Raw genomic sequence first — 17,981 nt, 5'->3', positions numbered from 1 at the left:
GATTTAGCGTTTAGGTTCCGCGCCATTCCAAGAAGGGCGCCCTCAGACGCGCCCATGTTTTTCCAAGGGGACGGGTAAATGATTTTCGGGCGCGTAAAGCCTCTCGATGCCATTCTTGCCACCGCCGAGAAAAAGTCGCTGCACCGTACGCTGGGCGCGTTCCAGCTGACTCTGTTCGGCATCGGCTGCGTGATCGGAACCGGCATCTTCGTTTTGACGGCGGCGGGCGCGCAGAAAGCCGGGCCGGGGCTGATGCTGGCCTTCGCGATCGCCGGTGCCATCTGCATCGTCGCCGCGCTCTGCTATGCCGAGATTGCAGCGATGGTGCCGGTGGCCGGCTCCGCCTACACCTATACCTATGCTTCGATGGGCGAATTCCTCGCCTGGACCGTCGGCTGGGCGCTCGTGCTCGAATATCTGGTCGCCGCCAGCGCCGTCTCGGTCGGCTGGTCCGGTTACTTCACCGGCACCTTCCTCAACCAGACACTGGGCGTCACGTTGCCGCCATGGATGACGGCAGGGCCGCTCGCCCTTGGCGGCGCCCCCGGCGGTCTGGTCAACCTCCCGGCTGCCGCAATCGCTCTGCTGGTGACCTGGCTGCTGATGATCGGCACCAGCGAATCCGCCCGCGTCAACGCCGTGCTGGTCGCGATCAAGGTGACTGCGCTGACCGCGTTCATTCTCCTTACCCTGCCGAACGAGCATTTCTCCGCCGAGCGCTTCAATCCGTTCCTGCCCGCCGGGATCTTCGGCGGCCTCGGCACTGGAGTCGGCGCCGTCGGCGCGGCTGCCACCATCTTCTTCGCTTATGTCGGCTTCGACGCGGTCTCGACCGCAGCCGAGGAGACCAAGAACCCCCAGCGCAACGTTCCCATCGGCCTGATCGGATCGCTGCTCTTCTGCACGATCTTCTACATCCTGGTCGCAGCCGGCGCGATCGGCACCGTCGGCGGACAGCCGATCATGGGGCCGAACGGAATCCCCTTCCCGACCGGATCCGAGGAACTGGCCCGTCAATGCGCGCTGCCCCAATATGCCGACGCCCTGGTCTGCTCGAACGAGGCGCTCGCCCATGTCCTTCGCCAGATCGGCTGGTCCGGTGTCGGCAACGCGCTCGGCTACGCAGCCGGCTTCGCATTGCCCTCCGTCATCCTGATCCTGCTGTTCGGCCAGACCCGCATCTTCTTCGTGATGGCGCGGGACGGGCTGCTGCCGGCCCGGCTGGCGACGGTGCATCCGAAGTGGAAGACTCCGCACATCGTTACCGGAATCACCGGCGTCGTCACGGCTCTGGGCGCGGCCTTCTTCCCGGTCGGTCAGCTCGCCGACTGGGCCAATGCAGGAACGCTCTACGCGTTCATGATGGTCGCGTTCTGCGTGATGATCCTGCGCCGCACGGCGCCCAACGTCCAACGATCGTTCAAGACCCCCGCCCTCTGGCTGATCGGTCCGCTGACCATTGCGGGGACGATCTTCCTGTTCCTCAACCTTCCTTGGCAGGCGATCCTGGTGTTCGTCGTGTGGGCGGCGATCGGCATCCTGGTCTATCTGGTCTATGGCCGCCATGTCAGTCATCTCGGCCGCGGCATCGTCGAGGTCCACGAGCCCGAGATTCATGATCTCGCGCCGGACGTGCCCGGCGTTTCGGACCCGCGCTGAGCGAGGCGACGATCAGGAAAAAGGGAGGCGAAAGCCTCCCTTTTTTGTTGCGCTTCTCCTCGGCGACAGCGCCGCCCGCCCTCACACCGGCAGCCCGGATCCTTTGACGAGCGGGAACAGGGCGCGCAGCAGAGCCTCACCGGGCTCCGGCTCGTCAACGATGTCGTACGCCCCGGTGTTGAGCAGCTTCGCGGCATCGCCGGCGTCGCAGCCCGGGCGAAGGATGATCGCAGGCACCCGCGCCGCCCTTCCGCCGAGCGCCTGAAGCACCTCGCGCGCGCAAAGCATCTCGGGCCCGGAGGTGGCGACCAGAACGGCGCCCGAGCAGCGTCCGGCCTGATCCGTGAAATCCTCTGCGGCGACGACATGAACGTCGTAGCCGTGTGCGGTCAGCAGAGCGCGCGGCATCGCCGCCGCCCCCGGATCGCATTCCACCAGATAGAGGCTGTCAGGTGACACCGCGCGATTCTCCTTTGCGCCGTCACTAAGCAGCGTCCGCTGAACGGATGCTGCCGTGCCCGTTGTCGCCGCTTAAGCTTTAGACGCGCGAGGGCGCGCTTCCCGACATGCGGCAGATCGCATGAATCGGCTCAGGACATCGGTCGGAGCGCACGCACTGCCGGTGGACGCGGCGCAGCGGACGGCCGGCGGCAGCCCTGCTTTCGCCGCGCCTCGCGTCAGCCGAGCTTCTGCGCGACCATGGCCTTCAGATCGGCTTCCGGGCGGGCGCCGTAAAGAGAGATGACTTCGGCGGCGGCGATCGCGCCGATCCGGAGACTGTCCTCAAGGCTTCGGTGCTGGGCAATCCCGGTGAGGAAGCCGGCGGCGAACAGGTCGCCTGCGCCGGTGGTGTCGACGATCTGGGCGACCGGCTCCGCCGGAACGTCGACGCGCTGGCCGTTCTGGACCGCAACCGCACCCTTCTCGCTCCTGGTGACGACGAGCAGCGGAACCCGCGGTGCGATGCTGGCGATTGCCGCGTCGAAATCGTCGCTGCCGCTCAGCGAGATGATCTCAGCCTCGTTGGCGAACAGAATGTCGACCTTCTTGTCGTCGATCAGCTTCAGGAAACCGTCACGGTGACGATCGACGCAGAAGCTGTCCGACAGGGTGAAGGCGACGCGGCGACCCGCCGCATGCGCCACTTCGATCGCGCGCTCCATGGCCGCACGCGGCGTCTCCGGATCCCACAGATAGCCTTCGAGATAGAGGATGGCGGCATCCTTCACCTGCGCTTCGTCGAGCCTGGCGGTGTCGAGATGCTGGGCTGCGCCGAGGAAGGTGTTCATCGTCCGCTGCGCATCGGGCGTGACGAGGATGAGGCAGCGCGCGGTCGGAACGTCGCCGCTGTCGCGGAAGGGCGTGGTGAATTCCACCCCGATCGAGCGGATGTCGTGGGCGTAGACTTCACCCAATTGATCGTTCGCGACCTGACCGACGAAGCCCGCCCGGGCGCCGAGCATGGCGATGCCCGCGGCCGTGTTGCCGGCCGAGCCGCCGCTGATCTCGCGGCCGGGACCCATCTTGCCATAGAGCCGCGTCGCCTCGTCCGCATCGATCAGCCGCATCGATCCCTTGTCGAGCCCCTCGGCGACAAGGAAGCCTTCGTCGGCGACGGCGATGACGTCGACAATGGCATTGCCGATGCAAAGGACGTCGAGGCGGGTATCGGTCACATTCTCTCTTTCTCAGCCGGGAAAGATCGGGCCGTAGCCGCGCGGCACGGAGCGATCAACCTTGACCAGCGCGAGTCTCACGGGGCAGCAAGGCGGATGCTTTCCGCTTTTGCCCTCGCCTTCGGCCAGATCGGGGACCGTGCCTTTCTGAAGGTATTGGTCAAATCGCTGCTGCTGACGCTGCTGCTGTTCGGGCTCGTCGCCGGCGCGGCCGGATGGCTCCTCGCCGGCGTGGATCCCTGCGCCAACCCCTGGATTGGCGGCCGCTGCCGGCTGGGGGCCGGGGGCGGCACGGTTGCGGCGCTGCTGCTTGGGGGTGCCGCACTCGTGTTCCTGTTCCCGGCGATCGCCATCGGCGTCATCGGCATCTTCTCCGACGAGATCGTCGAAGCGGTCGAAGCCCGCCATTACCCTGGAGCCAGAGGGCGGCCCGTACCGCTCCCACGAAGCCTTGCTCTGTCAGCGCGATCGGTGGCGCGCCTTCTGCTGTGGAACCTGATCGCTTTGCCTTTCTACGTCCTGCTTTTGATCACCGGCCTCGGTCCGCTGCTCCTGTTCTCGGCCGTCAACAGCCTGGCGCTCGGCCGGGACCTTGGCGAAATGGTGGCGGCACGGCACCTCGACGGCGCGGCGTTCGACGCATGGCTGAAGCGGACTCGGCCCCAGCGGGCGCTGCTCGGCCTGGGTGCGACCTGGCTGTTCCTCATTCCCTTTGCCAATCTGCTCGCGCCTTTGTTAGGGGCAGCGGCTGCCACGCACATGTTCCACAAGGGCAAGAGATGAAGCTCCAAATCGCGCCTCTCCTGCTGCTGCCGATCCTGGGGGCCTGCGTCGCCAAGACCGAAGGGACTGCCACGACAGCGCCGCGAGTCCAGTTGCCGCCGCCGCGCGTCTACAGCGTCGTCGGTCTCGAAACCGTGATCGGCCGCACCGCCCGGGTCATCGAAGCGCAGTTCGGCCGGCCCGAGCTCGACGTTCGCGAAGGTTCGGCGCGCAAGCTGCAATTTTCGGGACCGGCGTGCGTGCTCGACGTCTATTTCTATCCGCCACGCGGCGGAGGCGATCCGATCGTCATCCATGTCGACGCGCGCCTGCCCGACGGGCGCGATTTCGATCGCGCGAGCTGCGTCGCGGCGCTCGGGAAGGCGACCCAGCACCGCTGAGCGCGGACGATCATCCGACGAAAGCGCGCTCCACCGCGAAATGCGCCGGGCGTGCATTCGACCCCTCCTCGAAGCCAAGGGCAGCCAGGCGGCCGGACAGATCCGAGATCATGGCGCTGCTGCCGCACAGCATCACGCGGTCGAGAGCGGGATCGAGCCGAGCCGGCCCATGAACCGGCGGTCCGAACAGGATGTTGTTATCGATGAGCGCCTGAATGCGGCCCCGGGTCGGGAATGGCTCCCGGGTCACGGTCGGCAGATAGGTGAGCTGGAGCAAGGCCTGGTCGCGGATCAGCGGGTCGTCGGCGAGTTGGGCGGTCAATTGGTCGCGCCAGGCAAGATCGCTCACCCGTCGCACCGAATGGACCAGAACGATCTGGGCGAAGCGCTCATAGGTGTCCGGATCTCGCAGCAGGCTTAGGAACGGGGCAAGGCCCGTCCCGGTCGAGAGCAGGAACAATCGGCTGCCGGGCGTCAGTGCGTCGGTGACCAGGGTGCCGGTCGGCTTGCGGCCGAGATAGAGCTGATCGCCCGGCTCGACGCGCTGGAGGCGCGAGGTCAAGGGTCCGTCGGGAACCTTGATCGAGAGGAATTCCAGTTCGTCCGCATAAGCGGCGCTTGCGATCGAATAAGCGCGCATCAGCGGCTTGCCGCCGGCGTGCAGCCCGAGCAGGACGAACTCGCCGGAGCGGAAGCGGAAACTGCGCGGCCGATCGAGCGCGAGGCTGAAGAGATGCGCGTTCCAGTGACGGACCCAGCGGACGGCGACGGTATCGAAGGCGGGCTGATCGGGCTGAACCAGCGGCAGGCGAACGGGTGCGTTCAACGGCCTTCCTTCCCACGGCTGCAGCGAGAGGCGGGCGCATCGATCAGACCGGCCGCGACCGCCGCGAGGGCTTTCGAGAGCGCCGGCACCATGTCGGCCGCAACCAGTGCCCTGGCGGCGTCGACGCGGGCGCGCTCCGATCCGGCCTGATCGAGGAGGCCGAGCAACACGGCTTCGTCCTCCGCCACGGTCTGCCGGCAGCGGGCACCGAAGCCGAGCGGACGAAGGCCGTCCCGGTTGAGGATCGCCATCATCATCTGGAAGGGCGCAAGCACATCGCGCGCGCCGGCGGCGGCGAAACCCGGCGCCAGCGCCCGGCAGGCGCAGCGTCCCTCACGCACCGCGGCAACCCATTCGCGCATGGCGGCGAGAACGAAGCGGCTGCCCGGCGCAAGAGCTACGCAGGGACGATCGACATAGAGATACATGATTTCCCTTCTTCAGCATTGTGCGGCGCAACCGGCCGCTGCGACGCCGGTCCCACCGACAAGACGCTCATCGGGTGCGGCATTCCGGATCCCGGTAAGACCGTTCGCGCTGAGCTTGTCGAAGCCCAACCCTTCTCGTGCCTTAGGACAGGAAAAGAGAGGGCTACGACGGGCTCAGCCCGAACGGGATGAGAAAACAGACCTGGCCCGCAGCCATCCTCCAGTCGCCTGACCACACCCATCTCTATTGCGAGTCACTCTCATTAGCAACTAGGTTTTGGGGATTGGCAGTGAGCTGATCAGCGCCCGGTGACGAGCGTCTCGAAAACCCGGGAGGTCAGGCGCGACGCAGCCTCGCCAGGGCCCAGGCGGCTGCGTCCGCGACGACGGGATCCGGGTCGTTGGCAAGGGGTTCGAGCGCAGAAATCAGATCGGTGCAGCCGCTATTCCCCGCCGCAATCGCCGCATTACGGACCATGCGGTTGCGGCCGATTCGCTTGATCGGGGATCCGGCGAAGACGGTTCGGAAGGCGGCGTCGTCGAGCGCGAGGATGTCGGCAAGCGCCGGCGCGGTGAGCTCGGCCCGCGGCAGAAAAGCCTGGTTGCGCCGGGCCGTGTCGGCGAAACGGTTCCACGGACAGACCGACAGGCAATCGTCACAGCCGTAGATACGGTTTCCGATCGCCTCGCGAAACGCTTCCGGAATGGGGCCCTTATGCTCGATGGTGAGATAAGAAATGCAGCGCCGCGCATCGAGCTGGAACGGAGCGGGGAAAGCACCCGTCGGGCAGGCGTCGAGGCAGGCGCTGCAGCTTCCGCAATGCACACGGTGCGGTGGGAGCGCCGGCCCGAGATGCTCCGGCAGCGGCTCCGGGGACATCGGCGCATCGCCCCCCGCTGCGAGCTCCAGGGTCGTGTAGATTGCGCCGAGGAACAGCCAGCTCCCGTCCTTGCGGCTCACCAGATTGGTGTGCTTGCCCTGCCAGCCGAGCCCGGCCGCCTCGGCGAGCGGCTTCTCCATCACCGGGGCGGTGTCGACGAAAACCTTGAGTTCGCACCCGGCCTCCTCGACCAGCCAGCGGGCCAGCGCCTTCAGCGCTTTCTTGACGATGTCGTGATAATCGGCGCCCTGTGCGTAGACCGAGACACGGCCGATCTCCGGCCGCCCGGCGAGCGCGAGCGGATCGATGGAGGGGGCATAGCTCATGCCGAGCGAGATCACCGACCGCACGTCGGGCCACAGGCCGGCGGGCGAGGCGCGCCGATCGGCAGTCTCCGCCATCCACAGCATGTCGCCATGAGCGCCGCCCGCCAGCCATTGACGCAACCGCTCGCCCGTCTTCGGGGCGGCATCGGCACGCGCGACGCCGACGGCGGCGAAGCCGAGTTCCCTCGCCTTGGCCTCCATCCTCTCGCGCAACCCGGGCTTGCCTTGGTTCATCGGTCCCCGCTACCACATTTGCCGCAGGGGGTACGACAGCGTGGGCAATGGCTTAGCTATTGAAGCGAAAGGCCTCTTCAAGGCCTTCGACGGCAAGACCGCGGTCGATGGAGTCGATATCGCCGTCCCGCAAGGCAGTATCTACGGCATCCTCGGCCCCAACGGCGCCGGCAAGACCACGACCCTGCGCATGCTGCTCGGTATCATCGATCCCGATCGTGGCGAACGGCGCCTGCTCGGCCATGCCTCGCCGCTCGATGCCGCCGAGCAGGTCGGCTACCTGCCCGAAGAGCGCGGCCTCTATCAAGCCATGTCGGCGCGGGAATCGATCGCCTTCATCGGCGCGTTGCGCGGTCTGCCTCTGTCGGTCGGACGCGCCCGGGCGGAAGGCCTGCTGCGCGACAATGGCCTCGGCGACTATGTCGACAAGCCGATCAAGGCCCTATCGAAAGGCATGGCCCAGACCGTCCAACTGTTCGGCACGATCGTGCACCGGCCGAAGCTGATCGTCCTCGACGAGCCGTTTTCCGGCCTCGACGCGATCAACCAGGGTAGGCTGGAGACGCTGATCCGCGACGAGGCCGCCGCCGGCGCGACGGTGATCTTCTCCACCCATGTGATCGCGCACGCCGAACGGCTGTGCGAGCGGGTCGCGATCATCGCCGGCGGCCGGATCCGCTTCGAGGGCACGGTCGAGGACGCGCGGCAGCGTCTGCGCCCGCAGGTGCGCCTGCGCACCCGCAACGCCGACGGACCGTGGCGGAACGCCCTCCCAGCCGGCACCGACAAGATCGACGGCGTCTGGCATTTCGAGCTGCCGCCGGCCGGGATCGAACCTTTGCTCAAGGCCCTGATCGACGGCGGCGCCGGAATCGAGGAATTGTCTATCGAGCGGCCGGGGCTGCACGACGCGTTCGTGGCGATCGCCGGCGAAGCGGCCGCCCGCCAGATGCAGGAGGATGCGTCCCGATGAAGAGCTTCGCCAGAGCCGCCTTCGTGATCGGCCGCCGCGACTTCATGGCAACGGTGTGGTCGCGCACCTTCCTGCTGTTTCTTCTCGGGCCGCTGGTGATCATCACCATCTCCGTCCTGTTCACCGATACGACGGAGAAGATGGCGCGGCAGGACATCAAGCCCACGGTGGCGGTAATCGCAAGCAAGGCTGCGTTCGCATCGGTAGCACAGGCCAAGGCGCGGCTCGATCCCGCATTCGGCGAGCGAGCATTGCCGGATCTCGTTCGCTTCGACCCCGATTACGTCGTCTCCGATCAGATCCAGCAACTGCTCGGCGCTCGCGACAAGAAGGTCGTTGCAGTGCTGACCGGGATCCCCGACCGGCCGACCCTCACCGGATCGCTGTCGCGGGGCGGCCTGCAGCACAAGCAGATCACCTTGATCCTGGACGAAGCCCGGCAGACGCAGGCGCTCGCCGCCGCGCCGATCGCGCCGACCCGGATTCGCGTGGTTCCCGTCGCGCAATCGGCCGGCAGCGTCGCAACCCTGCGCGCGATCACCGCCCGCGCCACCCAGCTGCTGCTGTTCATGCTGACCGTCCTGCTCGCCGGCATGCTGCTGTCCAATCTGCTGGAGGAAAAAGGCAACAAGATCATCGAGGTGCTTGCGGCGGCGGTTCCGATCGATGCGATCTTCGTCGGCAAGCTCGTGTCGATGCTGGCAATCTCCTGCGTCGGCATCGCCGTCTGGGCGGTCGGCGGGATCACCGCCTCGCTGCTATGGGGCGAAGGCCTGGGCAGCCTGCCGGAGCCCGCGGTCGGATGGCCGCTCTACATTCTGCTCGGCCTGATTTATTATGCGGCCAATTATCTCCTGCTCGGCGCCGTGTTTCTCGGCATCGGCAGTCAGGCCAATTCGGTGCGCGAGGTGCAGACCCTGTCGATGCCGGTGACCGTCGCCCAATTGCTGATCTTCCTGTTCGCCTCCTTCTCCGTCGGCCAGCCCAACAGCCTGCTCGGCATCGCCGCCGCCGCGGTGCCGTTCAGTTCCCCGCTGACGATGGTGGCGAGGGCGGCGCAGCTCGAGGACCTCTGGCCGCATCTCGTCGCGATTCTCTGGCAGGCGCTCTGGGTCTGGCTGATCGTCAGCCTGGGCGCGATGCTGTTTCGCAGGAACGTGCTCAAGTCCGGCGAAGGCGGCGGCGCGCGCAAGGGCATTCGGTTCGGGCGGCGCGGCAGCCCGGACCCGACATCCGCCGGAGCGTGACGTGAAGAGGCGGGCTGCGGCTCTCGCACTCATCGCCTTGGGCAGCGGAACCGCGGCGGCTCCGACGGACCAGGCCGACTCCGCCGAGTCCGAGATCGTCATCGTCGCGGTCAAGAACCCCTATCGCCTTTCGGTAAAGGAACTCCGCAAAGCGCTCCGGGCCTTCCGCAAGGGAAAGCCGGTCTACGCTCCGGAGGCGACCCTGCTCTTTCAGGTAAAGGCAACGGGGGCGAAACCGCTGGCCGGGATCACTCTCTCCCTCCGGCGTGGCGCCGACGTGATCCCGTTGCCGCTCGATCCGGCGGGACGCTTCGTTCTCCCCGATCTCTCCGCCGACGACTGGACCCTTGTCGCCAATCGAGCTCGCGCGGGGCTCGAAGTGCGGCCGCTCGTTCTTTCACCGGGCACCGCGGAGGGCGACCGCCTGCTCGGTGACATGCGCCTGCAATGCCTGGTCGGCTGGGCGATCGAGGCACAGCATGTTTCGATCGTTGCGCGCGCCGCCTTCAACGCGGCGGGCGGCTGCTTCGGATCGAAATTTGCGATCTATGGATATAGCGACCGGCCGATCGCAGCGGCAACGGTGACGAGCGGTCAGAACGTTCGGCCGGTCCAGGTGCTGCGCGATCGCCATCTTTATCGGGCGCCGCTCCACGACGCGTCGCTGCCAAATCTCGCCCGAGTCCGCTTCCGCTTCGACTAGGGCGTCAAAACGGGCTTCACACGGGCGAGGGGCCGATTTGCTCCCAAAGCTCGATCTTGATCCCGTCGCAATCGAGGATCCAGGCGAACTTGCCGTACTCCTCGCTTTGGCGCCCGAGAATCTCGACTCCCTTGCCCTCCAGTTCGGCGGTGAAGGCATCGAGATCGTCGACGCGGAGGTTGATCATGAACGTGGAATCGCTCGGTGCGAAATAGTCGCTGGTTGCCTTGAACGGCGTCAGCAGGCTGTAGGCTTCGCCGCTCGCTTCGGCCTTCCAGGGGAACATCGCCCCCCAGTCGCCGCCGACGCCGAGCACCTCCTTGTACCATCGCGCGGTGCGCTCGCTGTCTTCGACCTTGTAGAAGACACCGCCAAGTCCGGTCACACGTGCCATCGCGTTGCTCCCTCGCGAATGTGAATCCTCGGTTCGTTGCCTCAGCCTTCGCCCCGATGCGCGGCGGCCGCAGGCTCCGCCAGCGCCTGCATCGCCACCCGCCAGGGCGCCCCGGCATGGCTGATCCGCGCGGCGCCGAGTTCGGCAAGGCGGCCGAGCGGGGGCGTGGTACCCGGCCAGACCATGATGTTGACCGGCAGCGGGCTCTCCGCGCACATCCGTTCGATCAGCCGCTCGTCGGAGAGCCCGGGCACGAACAGCCCCTTGGCGCCGGCGTCGGCATAAGCCTGGGCCCGTTCCAGTGCCTCGTCCATGCGCGACGGGTGCTCGACATGGGCGACCGACAGGAAGACATCGGTGCGGGCATTGACGAAGAACCCGTCCGGCGCGGCGGCGACGATCGCGGCGATCCGCTCGGCCTGGCGCGCCAGGGCATGCAGGCCATCGCCGCCGACGATGCGATCCTCGAAATTGCAGCCGATGGCGCCGGCTGCCGCAAGCGCGGCGACGTTCGCCGCCACGTCGTCCGGTGCCTCGGCATAGCCGCCCTCGAAATCGATCGTGACCGGCAGCTCCACGGCATTGGCGATCCGGGCGGTGTTGCCGAGGACGAAATCGATCGGCACCTGCTCGCCGTCGCCATAGCCATTGGCTTCGGCAACCGACCAGCTTCCGGTGGCGATCGCCCTGGCCCCGGCCGCGGCGACGATTCGGGCGCTGCCGGCATCCCAGATGTTGAACAGAATCAACGGGTCGCCCCGCCGGTGGAGCGCCGCAAAGGCGCGCGCTTTCTCTCCCCAGACGCTCATCCCCGGAAGGCTAGGACGCCCGCGCCTTGCTGTCCATGCCGCTTCCGAGCAGCCAGCCGGCGAACAGGCCGTAGAGAAGGTTGGAAACGCCGATCTCGATCATGTGAACCGAGCGGACGCTCCACGGCATGAATTCCGACGGGAACAGCAGGGGGACGATCATGAAGAGGGAGAAAGCGAGGCCGGTCAGCAGCATGCGCGCCGTCAGGGATCCCACCAAGGTCCGGGCCAGCAGCCAGGCGAGGCCCGCCCAGATCGCGCCGCGGCCGATCTGGAGCAAGGCGAGATTGAAGCGGTCGATCTCCAGTGCGTTGCCGTAATAAGCGCGGACGATTTCGCTCTGGAATGCGATGAACTCGCCGGCGCCGAAATAGAAGCCGACATAGGCGAGCGCGAGCACCGGCAGCTTCCAGGCGAGCCCGCGCGGATGCCGCTGCGGGGCTTCGGGTGCGCGCCACAACCAGGCGGCGGCGCCGGCGGCCAGTGCGGACTTGACGACGTTGATCACCGCCAGTCCGCCGAGCAGGCCTGCGGGAAGGCCGAGATAGCGCTGGAAGTAAAGCGCCTCGATCACCGAAAGCAGGGTCTCGACGCAGTAGAGCAGGACGAACAAGGTCAGTGCACGCTGCCAAATGCGGCCGGCGATGCGCGGCGCCAGCACGGCGATCGTCAGAGCGAGAAGGGCATTGGCGAGCAGCAGTGCCTGACCTGAGGTGAACGGCCCATCGACGATCGCCTTGCCCTGCGGCAGGGCGGCGACGAGAGCGCCGGCGATCATGCCGATGGTCAGCGCTGCCCACACGAGCAGCGTCTTGCCGATATCCCTTGCGATGGTCCTCATCCGTCTCCCTCCCCATTCTGGGCGCGGGCGAGGCTCGCACGCGCATCCCGGGCCCATTGCCCGGACGATCGAATTGCTCTCAGTCCATGGTCGACGGCGAGGCGGCTGTGCAGCGACAGCGCCTGGCCGTTAGTACCGGCCAGGAAAGTCTCGAGCCTGGCGGCGTGCGCGTCGCACGCCTCGGCAAATGCCGCGAGAAAGGCATCGATCTCCTTCGGGCTGCTGCGGCCCTGCAGGAAGGCGAAACGGAGAAGGACGATGCCGAGATCGTCCGCGACCTCGGCCGCAGTCGGCGGCGCGGCCAACCATGCGTCGAGCGCGGCGCGCCCTTGCGCAGTCGGAACATAGCCCTTCTTGCTGGCGCCGAGCGGCTCCTGCCGGGCGAGGCCGAGCGCCTCGAGGTTGCGCAGCGCCGGGTAGATGCTGCCGGGGCTGCTCGAATAGGCGCCAAGCGGGGTCGTCTCGAACACGCGCCGCAGAGCGTAGCCGCTGCGCGGAGTCTCTCCCATCAGACCGAGCAGGGCGTAACCGAGGGGCGTGATCGTCCGAATGAGGGCTGCCTTCCTGAAGACGCCCATGGTTTAGTACGATTCGTACTAAACTTCAATCAGGCGTAGACAGGCCTCGCCCAGCGCGGCCTTCGGGCAAGCGCGTGGCCGGCAGAACGCAGCACGTCTGCGATATCGGATTGGTTTGGAGGATGGGGGGAAGCGCCGCGCTTCCCCCGTTCGGCTCAGTGCACGAAGCGTGCGACGACGTCGCGATAGGAGCGGCTGACCTTCACCTGGCTGCCGCTTTCCAGCACCAGAAAGCATTCGCCGTTGGTGTGCGGCTTGACCTGGCGGACCTGATCGAGATTGACGATGCACGAGCGGTGGACGCGCTGGAAGCGGCGGGGATCCAGGCGCTTCTCGAGATCCTTCATCGTCTCGCGAAGGATCAGGGTGTTGTCGCCGGTATAGATGCACATGTAATCGCCGGCGGCATCGATCTTCTCGATCGAATCCACGTCCACGCGGAAGATCTGGCCGCGATCCTTGATGTTGATCAATTTCTCGTAGCGGTTCGAATTGTGGGTATCGTCGCCGCCCCCGGAGCCGACCTGATCGACCGCGTCCGGCGCCACTTCGGCGAGCACTTCCTTGAGCTTGCCGGCCTCCTCGGCCCCGCGCTTCTCGGCGAGCCGGTTGCGAACCCGGTCGAGCGTGTCGGCGAGCCGATCCTCCTCCACCGGCTTCATGAGATAGTCGACCGCCTGCGCCTCGAACGCGCGGATGGCGTGATCGGAATAAGCGGTGACGAAGACGAACAGCGGCGGCTCCACCTCCATCAGGCCCTGGATCACCGAGAAACCGTCGAAGCCGGGCATCTGGATGTCGAGGAAAACGAGATCCGGCTTGTGAGTCTTGATCGCCCGGATCGCTTCGCGTCCGTTCGAGCAGGTCTCAACGATCTCGACGTCCTCGTGCTTGTCGAGGCGAAGCTGCAAGCCCTGAATGGCAAGCGGCTCGTCGTCCACGAGAATCGTGCGAATGGTCATTTCGGCTCCTCGGATGTTTCAATCTGATAGGGTATTTCGATGGTAACGCTGAACCCCCCGCTCCTGTTGGTATCCGTTTCGAACCGATGGTCGGGGCCATAAGCCTGCGCCAGTCGGTCCCGGATGTTGGCGAGCCCGACCCCCGTCGACTCCTGTGCCTTCACCCAATGGTCTTCCGCGCCCGGACCGGTATCGCGGACGGTGATCACCACCCGCTCTCCGAACCGGCGCGCCGAAACTTCGATGTCCGCCCCTTCCTCCTGCGGCGTGACCGCATATTTGATCGCATTCTCGACCAAAGGCTGGAGGAGCAAGGACGGCAGACGTGCCTTCGACACGCTTTCGTCGATCTCGAAGCGCGGCCGCAGCCGGTCTTCGAAGCGCATCTTCTCGATGTCGAGATAGAGCTTCAAGGTCTCCACCTCCTGCGCCACCGTCACGGACCCCGTCGGCTCGTTGACCAGCGTGTAGCGCAGGAACGAGGACAGGCGCGACAGCATCGCGTTGGCCCGCTCGGTCTGCTTCAAGAGCACCAGAGTGGAGATCGAGTTCAGCGTGTTGAACAGGAAATGCGGATTGAGCTGGTAGCGCAGCATCGCCAGCTGCGCCGAACTCGCCTGATTCTCGAGCCGGAGCAGGCGATCGCTCTGCTCCTCGAGCAGCAGGTAGTAATTGATCCCGTAATAGAGCGCCGACCACGCCACCAGCAGCGAGACGGTGAGGATGATCGATCCGAAGAATTGGAGGCCTTCGGGCGTGATTCCCGGCTTGACGAAGGTCGCGTGGCTCCACGTCTCGATCGCCGAAAAGGCCGCAGAGGCGATCAGCACCAGGATGATCGAGGTCACCCAGGTGATCACCGGCCGCATCTTGATCAGCCGCCGGAACATCGCCGCCATCAGCAGGGTCAGCGAATAGCCGGTCGCGGTCAGCAGCGCGATGTGGATGACGAGGTTGAAGCCGAAATTGTTGGCGAGGCCGGAGAGGCTGCGAAGGAAGAAATAGCCGCCCCAGCCGGCCGACTGGAGGATCCAGAACGCCCGGTTCTTGTCGTCGAAAAAGGGCTGCTGCTGAAGCCGGAAAGGCTTCCAGCCGCCTGCTGCCTCGCCCCTCCCGGGGGCTCCTGCCTGAACTGCGCTCGTGGACACCGTCGGCCGTTCTAGAGCGTTTCTGCGACGAATGGAAACCTTCAGCCTCCCGTTCCGGCTGCGGAAGGGGCGGAAGCTGCGGTGGCCGGAGCCGCTTTTGCGGGCGGCGGAGCGGCAGGGCCGGCCGCCGACGCGGCGGCTGCGCGTGCCGGCACGATGGTGAAGGCCCAGGGATCCTCGTCAGCGACATAAGCGGCGACCGCGGCGCGAACGTCCTCCGCGGTCATCGCCTTGTAGTCGGACTCCAAAGTGCGCGTGAGTTCGATCAGGCCGGGCTTGCGCGACCAGCTTTCCATCGCCGAGAGCCAGTAGGCATTGGTCTTGAGCCGCCGATCGAGGCCGCTCATCACCGGACTGATCGCGCGCTCGAACTCGTCGGCGGGCGCGGGCTTGGCGGCCATGTCGGAGACGATCTCTCGGGCGAGGCGGAAGAAAAGATCGGTCCGCTCCGGCCGCACTTCGGCCGCGGCGCCGAGCACCCCCCATTTCTCGAAAATCTCGGAGCTGCTGGCGAAGCCGTTGGGTGAGTAGGTCGCGCCTTCGACATCTCGCAGCCGCTCGAACAGACGAACCTGGATCATGTTGCCGGCCAGCGCCAACGCGCGCCGCGCCTTTCTGTTGTCGATGCCGCCGAACGTGGACCAGCCGATCGCGGCATAGGCCTGGGTCGGATCGCCCTGGTGATCGAACCGCGCAGTCTCGCCGGCGCGTGGCGGCCGCACCGCGAGCGAGGCGGGTGGTGGCGGCACGTCCGTGCGCTTCGGCAGCGCCGCGACCGTTTTCAGCATCGCCGCAACCGTCGGCTCGAGATCGGCATCGCCGATCACGACAGCCTCGATCGATCCCTGCTGCAGCAGAGGTTGGAAGAATTTCTGGAAATCCTGCGGCGTCGCCCTGGCGATCTCGTCCCGTTCGACCGCGCTCCAGCGGGCGTCGCCGTCATGGTTGAAGCCGCCGAACTCGCGGCTCGCCCGTGCCGATGCGGACGAGAAGCTCAACTGGTAATTTTCGAGCGCCGCCGTCTTGTACCGGTTGAACAGGGTCGCGTCCCAGCGCGGGTAAGCGAGCTTGGTGACGAGCAGCCGCAGCTGATCGGGAAGATCCTGCGCATTGGTGGTGCCTGCAAGCTCGAACGCATCCTCGGCGACGCCGAAGCCGATCGTCATCCGCCGGCCGGTCAGCAGCCGCTCGAGCGCGTCGAGATCGAGCCCGGCGATCCCCGTCGATCCGATCAGCGAGCCCATCCAGGCGATCGTCCGCCGATCCGTCGGCAGGCCCGAAATTCCATTGCCGAAGCGCAGCGAGACGTTGACCCGGCCCTTTTCGAAATCGGTCTTCTTGAAGACGAGGCTGGATCCGTTGGCGAAGCGGACGATGGTGACGCCGAGATCCGGTATCTGCTCGCGCGACACTTCGCGGCCGGGGGCGCCCAAGGCTGGAAGATCGTCCATCGTCACCTTGCGGTCAGCGAGGCGCGCGGCGGGGGCGGCCTTCTCGGCTGCGGCGAGCGCCTGCGGCACCCCCGACACCGGATCGGGCGAGAGCAGCACCATGCGGGGCCCGCTGCCGGCGAACAGGCGCTTCATGCCCGCCTCGATCGTCGCCGGCGTCATCTGCGGCGCCAGCGCCTCGAACAAAGCCATGGTCACCGGTGCGCTCGAGACGATGCTGTCGCCGTCGATCGCCGTGACTAGGGCCTGCGCCCATTGATTGGATTTGCGGGTCGGCTCGCCCTCGACATTGGCGCGGCCGGAAGAGCGGAGATTGTCGATCTCGCGCGCGACCTCGGCGTCGCTCGGCGGGGCGCGAAGCGCATCGGCGAGGATCGCATAGACCTCGTTCAGCGCTTCCTTCCACCGCCCTTCCTTGGCCATCACCGAAACCTGGGTGTAATCGGCGATGTCGGTCGATCGGTCGCCGCCGATCTGGGCATTGAGGAAGGCGGCATCGCCACGTGCCTTGGCTTCGAGACGTCGATTGAGGATCCGCTTGGCGAGCGCTTCCTCCAGATCCTCGCGTTCGCGTGCCCTGGTGTGGGGAAGCTGGCGATAAGGCCGCACCCAGCTCAACGTGGCGGCATAAGGCGAACCGGGATAGGCGAGCGCCGCGGTCCGCTCGGGCACCGGCTTGATGGCGCCGATCTCAGGATCGGACGGCGCCGTTCCGGTGCCGGCCCAGCCGCCGAAGGTCTTCGCCACCAGGGCCTCGAGCATCTTGGGATCGGCGTCGCCGACCAGGACGAGAGTCGCCCGCTCCGGTCTGTACCAGCGCTCGTAGAAGCTCTTCAGACCGGCGGCGGTCGCGCCTTTCAAGGTCGCTTCGGTGCCGATCGTGTCGCGATCGGCGAACTTCAGGCCTGAGAAGAACAGGTTGCGGGTGAGATCGCCGAGCTTGACCGAGAGCTCGGGACGGCGGCCATATTCGGCGAGGACGACGCCGCGCTCCGCCTCGACAATGGCGGGATCGAAGGTGGCGGTGTCGGCCATGCTGGCGAGGATCTTCAGACTGAGTTCCAGCGAGGCCGGGTCGTTCTTCGGCAGATCGAGCTGGTAGACGGTCTGGGTCGGCTGGGTCGAGGCGTTGGTATCGCTGCCGAAGCTCGCACCCAGCCGCTGCCAGGTCTGCCGCGCCTCGCCGTCATGGTATGCGGCGGTGCCGCGGAACACCATGTGCTCGATATAATGCGCCCAGCCGCGCTCCTGATCCCCTTCGGCAAGCGAGCCGACGTCCATGCGCAGACGGATCGAAACCTGGCCCGCCGGCAAGGCATTGCGCCGAACGGCATAGCGAAGACCGTTGGGAAGCGTGCCGAAGGTCCACGCCGGATCGGGCGCGATGTCGCTGCCGCGGTAGAACCAGCCGCTGTCGCCTGCGGCCGCGCGGGCAGGCGCCGTCAATCCCGGGGCGGCGACGGGAGCGGTGGCGAGGAGGAGCAAGGGAAGGATCGAACGGCGAAGAGAGGACATCGGGATCGGGATCTCGTTTCACAGGCTCGGACAAGCGCTGCCCTAGATAGGGAGGGCTGCGCCGCTTTGGAGGACCGCCGCGCTGCGGCGGCTTGCGGGAAAATACCTACGCCTTTGGACTGCTTGACTCCGGCTGAACGACAGCGGAACATAAAGGGAACAAGTGA

18 protein-coding genes are annotated in these 17,981 nt (G+C 66.6%); 6 read left to right on the top strand and 12 right to left on the bottom strand.

The window, feature by feature from the left end; translation table 11 throughout:
- Positions 1 to 78 precede the first annotated feature (78 nt).
- On the top strand, positions 79 to 1,659 hold the full coding sequence (locus tag ETR14_RS13035) for an amino acid permease (RefSeq protein ID WP_129385149.1): 1,581 nt from the start codon (positions 79 to 81) through the stop codon (positions 1,657 to 1,659).
- A gap of 81 nt (positions 1,660 to 1,740) precedes the next feature.
- On the opposite strand, the gene ETR14_RS13030 is transcribed toward ETR14_RS13035, so the two are convergent.
- Both ETR14_RS13030 and ETR14_RS13025 read right to left on the bottom strand, forming a co-directional pair.
- Complete coding sequence (locus ETR14_RS13030) at positions 1,741 to 2,118, bottom strand: response regulator (RefSeq protein WP_129385147.1); 378 nt, start codon at positions 2,116 to 2,118, stop codon at positions 1,741 to 1,743.
- 218 nt (positions 2,119 to 2,336) lie between these two features.
- Positions 2,337 to 3,335, bottom strand: coding sequence for an adenosine kinase (locus tag ETR14_RS13025; protein ID WP_129385145.1), 999 nt, complete (start codon positions 3,333 to 3,335; stop codon positions 2,337 to 2,339).
- 96 nt (positions 3,336 to 3,431) lie between these two features.
- Here ETR14_RS13025 and ETR14_RS13020 point away from each other — a divergent pair, with 96 nt between their 5' ends.
- Together ETR14_RS13020 and ETR14_RS13015 are read left to right on the top strand one after the other, a co-directional pair.
- The gene (locus tag ETR14_RS13020) at positions 3,432 to 4,118 is read left to right on the top strand and encodes an EI24 domain-containing protein (protein WP_129385143.1); all 687 of its coding nucleotides are present in this window, start codon (positions 3,432 to 3,434) and stop codon (positions 4,116 to 4,118) included.
- Entirely contained in the window at positions 4,115 to 4,498 is a 384-nt protein-coding gene (locus ETR14_RS13015) for a hypothetical protein (RefSeq protein ID WP_129385141.1), read from the top strand. The genes ETR14_RS13020 and ETR14_RS13015 overlap by 4 nt, the downstream gene beginning before the upstream one ends.
- 10 nt (positions 4,499 to 4,508) lie before the next feature.
- Here the strand turns inward: ETR14_RS13015 and ETR14_RS13010 are convergent, their stop codons facing one another.
- The 3 genes from ETR14_RS13010 to queG form a co-directional block, all read right to left on the bottom strand.
- Positions 4,509 to 5,324 (bottom strand): ferredoxin--NADP reductase, encoded by an 816-nt coding sequence (locus tag ETR14_RS13010; RefSeq protein ID WP_371416805.1) that lies wholly within the window; start codon positions 5,322 to 5,324, stop codon positions 4,509 to 4,511.
- Complete coding sequence (locus ETR14_RS13005) at positions 5,321 to 5,752, bottom strand: hypothetical protein (RefSeq protein ID WP_129385139.1); 432 nt, start codon at positions 5,750 to 5,752, stop codon at positions 5,321 to 5,323. Before ETR14_RS13005 ends, ETR14_RS13010 begins: the two co-directional genes overlap by 4 nt.
- Positions 5,753 to 6,089: 337 nt before the next feature.
- Positions 6,090 to 7,193: a tRNA epoxyqueuosine(34) reductase QueG gene (queG, locus tag ETR14_RS13000; RefSeq protein WP_129385137.1), complete on the bottom strand. Its 1,104-nt coding sequence runs from the start codon at positions 7,191 to 7,193 to the stop codon at positions 6,090 to 6,092.
- 40 nt (positions 7,194 to 7,233) lie between these two features.
- Here queG and ETR14_RS12995 point away from each other — a divergent pair, with 40 nt between their 5' ends.
- Genes ETR14_RS12995 through ETR14_RS12985 form a run of 3 tightly spaced genes read left to right on the top strand, consistent with a single transcriptional unit; the run spans position 7,234 to position 10,116 of the window.
- Entirely contained in the window at positions 7,234 to 8,166 is a 933-nt protein-coding gene (locus tag ETR14_RS12995; RefSeq protein ID WP_206186038.1) for an ABC transporter ATP-binding protein, read from the top strand.
- Complete coding sequence (locus ETR14_RS12990) at positions 8,163 to 9,413, top strand: ABC transporter permease (RefSeq protein WP_129385133.1); 1,251 nt, start codon at positions 8,163 to 8,165, stop codon at positions 9,411 to 9,413. The genes ETR14_RS12995 and ETR14_RS12990 overlap by 4 nt, the downstream gene beginning before the upstream one ends.
- A gap of 1 nt (position 9,414) precedes the next feature.
- Entirely contained in the window at positions 9,415 to 10,116 is a 702-nt protein-coding gene (locus ETR14_RS12985; protein WP_129385131.1) for a hypothetical protein, read from the top strand.
- A gap of 16 nt (positions 10,117 to 10,132) precedes the next feature.
- Here the strand turns inward: ETR14_RS12985 and ETR14_RS12980 are convergent, their stop codons facing one another.
- From ETR14_RS12980 to ETR14_RS12950, 7 genes are all read right to left on the bottom strand, one after another.
- On the bottom strand, positions 10,133 to 10,510 hold the full coding sequence (locus ETR14_RS12980) for a VOC family protein (protein WP_129385129.1): 378 nt from the start codon (positions 10,508 to 10,510) through the stop codon (positions 10,133 to 10,135).
- 41 nt (positions 10,511 to 10,551) lie between these two features.
- The gene (locus ETR14_RS12975) at positions 10,552 to 11,319 is read right to left on the bottom strand and encodes an isocitrate lyase/phosphoenolpyruvate mutase family protein (RefSeq protein WP_129385127.1); all 768 of its coding nucleotides are present in this window, start codon (positions 11,317 to 11,319) and stop codon (positions 10,552 to 10,554) included.
- Between the two features lie 10 nt (positions 11,320 to 11,329).
- Complete coding sequence (locus tag ETR14_RS12970) at positions 11,330 to 12,160, bottom strand: hypothetical protein (protein ID WP_129385125.1); 831 nt, start codon at positions 12,158 to 12,160, stop codon at positions 11,330 to 11,332.
- Positions 12,157 to 12,738, bottom strand: coding sequence for a PadR family transcriptional regulator (locus tag ETR14_RS12965; RefSeq protein ID WP_129385123.1), 582 nt, complete (start codon positions 12,736 to 12,738; stop codon positions 12,157 to 12,159). The genes ETR14_RS12970 and ETR14_RS12965 overlap by 4 nt, the downstream gene beginning before the upstream one ends.
- A 155-nt stretch (positions 12,739 to 12,893) precedes the next feature.
- Positions 12,894 to 13,700: a LytTR family DNA-binding domain-containing protein gene (locus ETR14_RS12960; protein WP_129385121.1), complete on the bottom strand. Its 807-nt coding sequence runs from the start codon at positions 13,698 to 13,700 to the stop codon at positions 12,894 to 12,896.
- Positions 13,697 to 14,731 carry a sensor histidine kinase gene (locus ETR14_RS12955; protein ID WP_243455916.1) on the bottom strand — a complete coding sequence of 345 codons (1,035 nt, stop codon included), beginning with the start codon at positions 14,729 to 14,731 and terminating at the stop codon, positions 13,697 to 13,699. Before ETR14_RS12955 ends, ETR14_RS12960 begins: the two co-directional genes overlap by 4 nt.
- 158 nt (positions 14,732 to 14,889) lie before the next feature.
- Complete coding sequence (locus ETR14_RS12950) at positions 14,890 to 17,814, bottom strand: pitrilysin family protein (RefSeq protein ID WP_129385117.1); 2,925 nt, start codon at positions 17,812 to 17,814, stop codon at positions 14,890 to 14,892.
- Positions 17,815 to 17,981 lie beyond the last annotated feature (167 nt).

It is taken from the genome of Sphingosinicella sp. BN140058 (genome assembly GCF_004135585.1).
In the GTDB taxonomy this organism is placed as follows: domain Bacteria; phylum Pseudomonadota; class Alphaproteobacteria; order Sphingomonadales; family Sphingomonadaceae; genus Allosphingosinicella.
This window is presented reverse-complemented; position numbering and strand designations above follow the sequence as displayed.

Bases quoted from the DNA above. Each gene is read 5' to 3' on its own strand.
- ETR14_RS13035 (WP_129385149.1), top strand. From the start codon at position 79: ATGATTTTCGGGCGCGTAAAGCCTCTCGATGCCATTCTTGCCACCGCC.
- ETR14_RS13020 (WP_129385143.1), top strand. From the start codon at position 3,432: ATGCTTTCCGCTTTTGCCCTCGCCTTCGGCCAGATCGGGGACCGTGCC.
- ETR14_RS13015 (WP_129385141.1), top strand. From the start codon at position 4,115: ATGAAGCTCCAAATCGCGCCTCTCCTGCTGCTGCCGATCCTGGGGGCC.
- ETR14_RS13005 (WP_129385139.1), bottom strand. From the start codon at position 5,752: ATGTATCTCTATGTCGATCGTCCCTGCGTAGCTCTTGCGCCGGGCAGC.
- queG (WP_129385137.1), bottom strand. From the start codon at position 7,193: ATGAACCAAGGCAAGCCCGGGTTGCGCGAGAGGATGGAGGCCAAGGCG.
- ETR14_RS12990 (WP_129385133.1), top strand. From the start codon at position 8,163: ATGAAGAGCTTCGCCAGAGCCGCCTTCGTGATCGGCCGCCGCGACTTC.
- ETR14_RS12980 (WP_129385129.1), bottom strand. From the start codon at position 10,510: ATGGCACGTGTGACCGGACTTGGCGGTGTCTTCTACAAGGTCGAAGAC.
- ETR14_RS12975 (WP_129385127.1), bottom strand. From the start codon at position 11,319: ATGAGCGTCTGGGGAGAGAAAGCGCGCGCCTTTGCGGCGCTCCACCGG.
- ETR14_RS12970 (WP_129385125.1), bottom strand. From the start codon at position 12,160: ATGAGGACCATCGCAAGGGATATCGGCAAGACGCTGCTCGTGTGGGCA.
- ETR14_RS12965 (WP_129385123.1), bottom strand. From the start codon at position 12,738: ATGGGCGTCTTCAGGAAGGCAGCCCTCATTCGGACGATCACGCCCCTC.
- ETR14_RS12960 (WP_129385121.1), bottom strand. From the start codon at position 13,700: ATGACCATTCGCACGATTCTCGTGGACGACGAGCCGCTTGCCATTCAG.
- ETR14_RS12950 (WP_129385117.1), bottom strand. From the start codon at position 17,814: ATGTCCTCTCTTCGCCGTTCGATCCTTCCCTTGCTCCTCCTCGCCACC.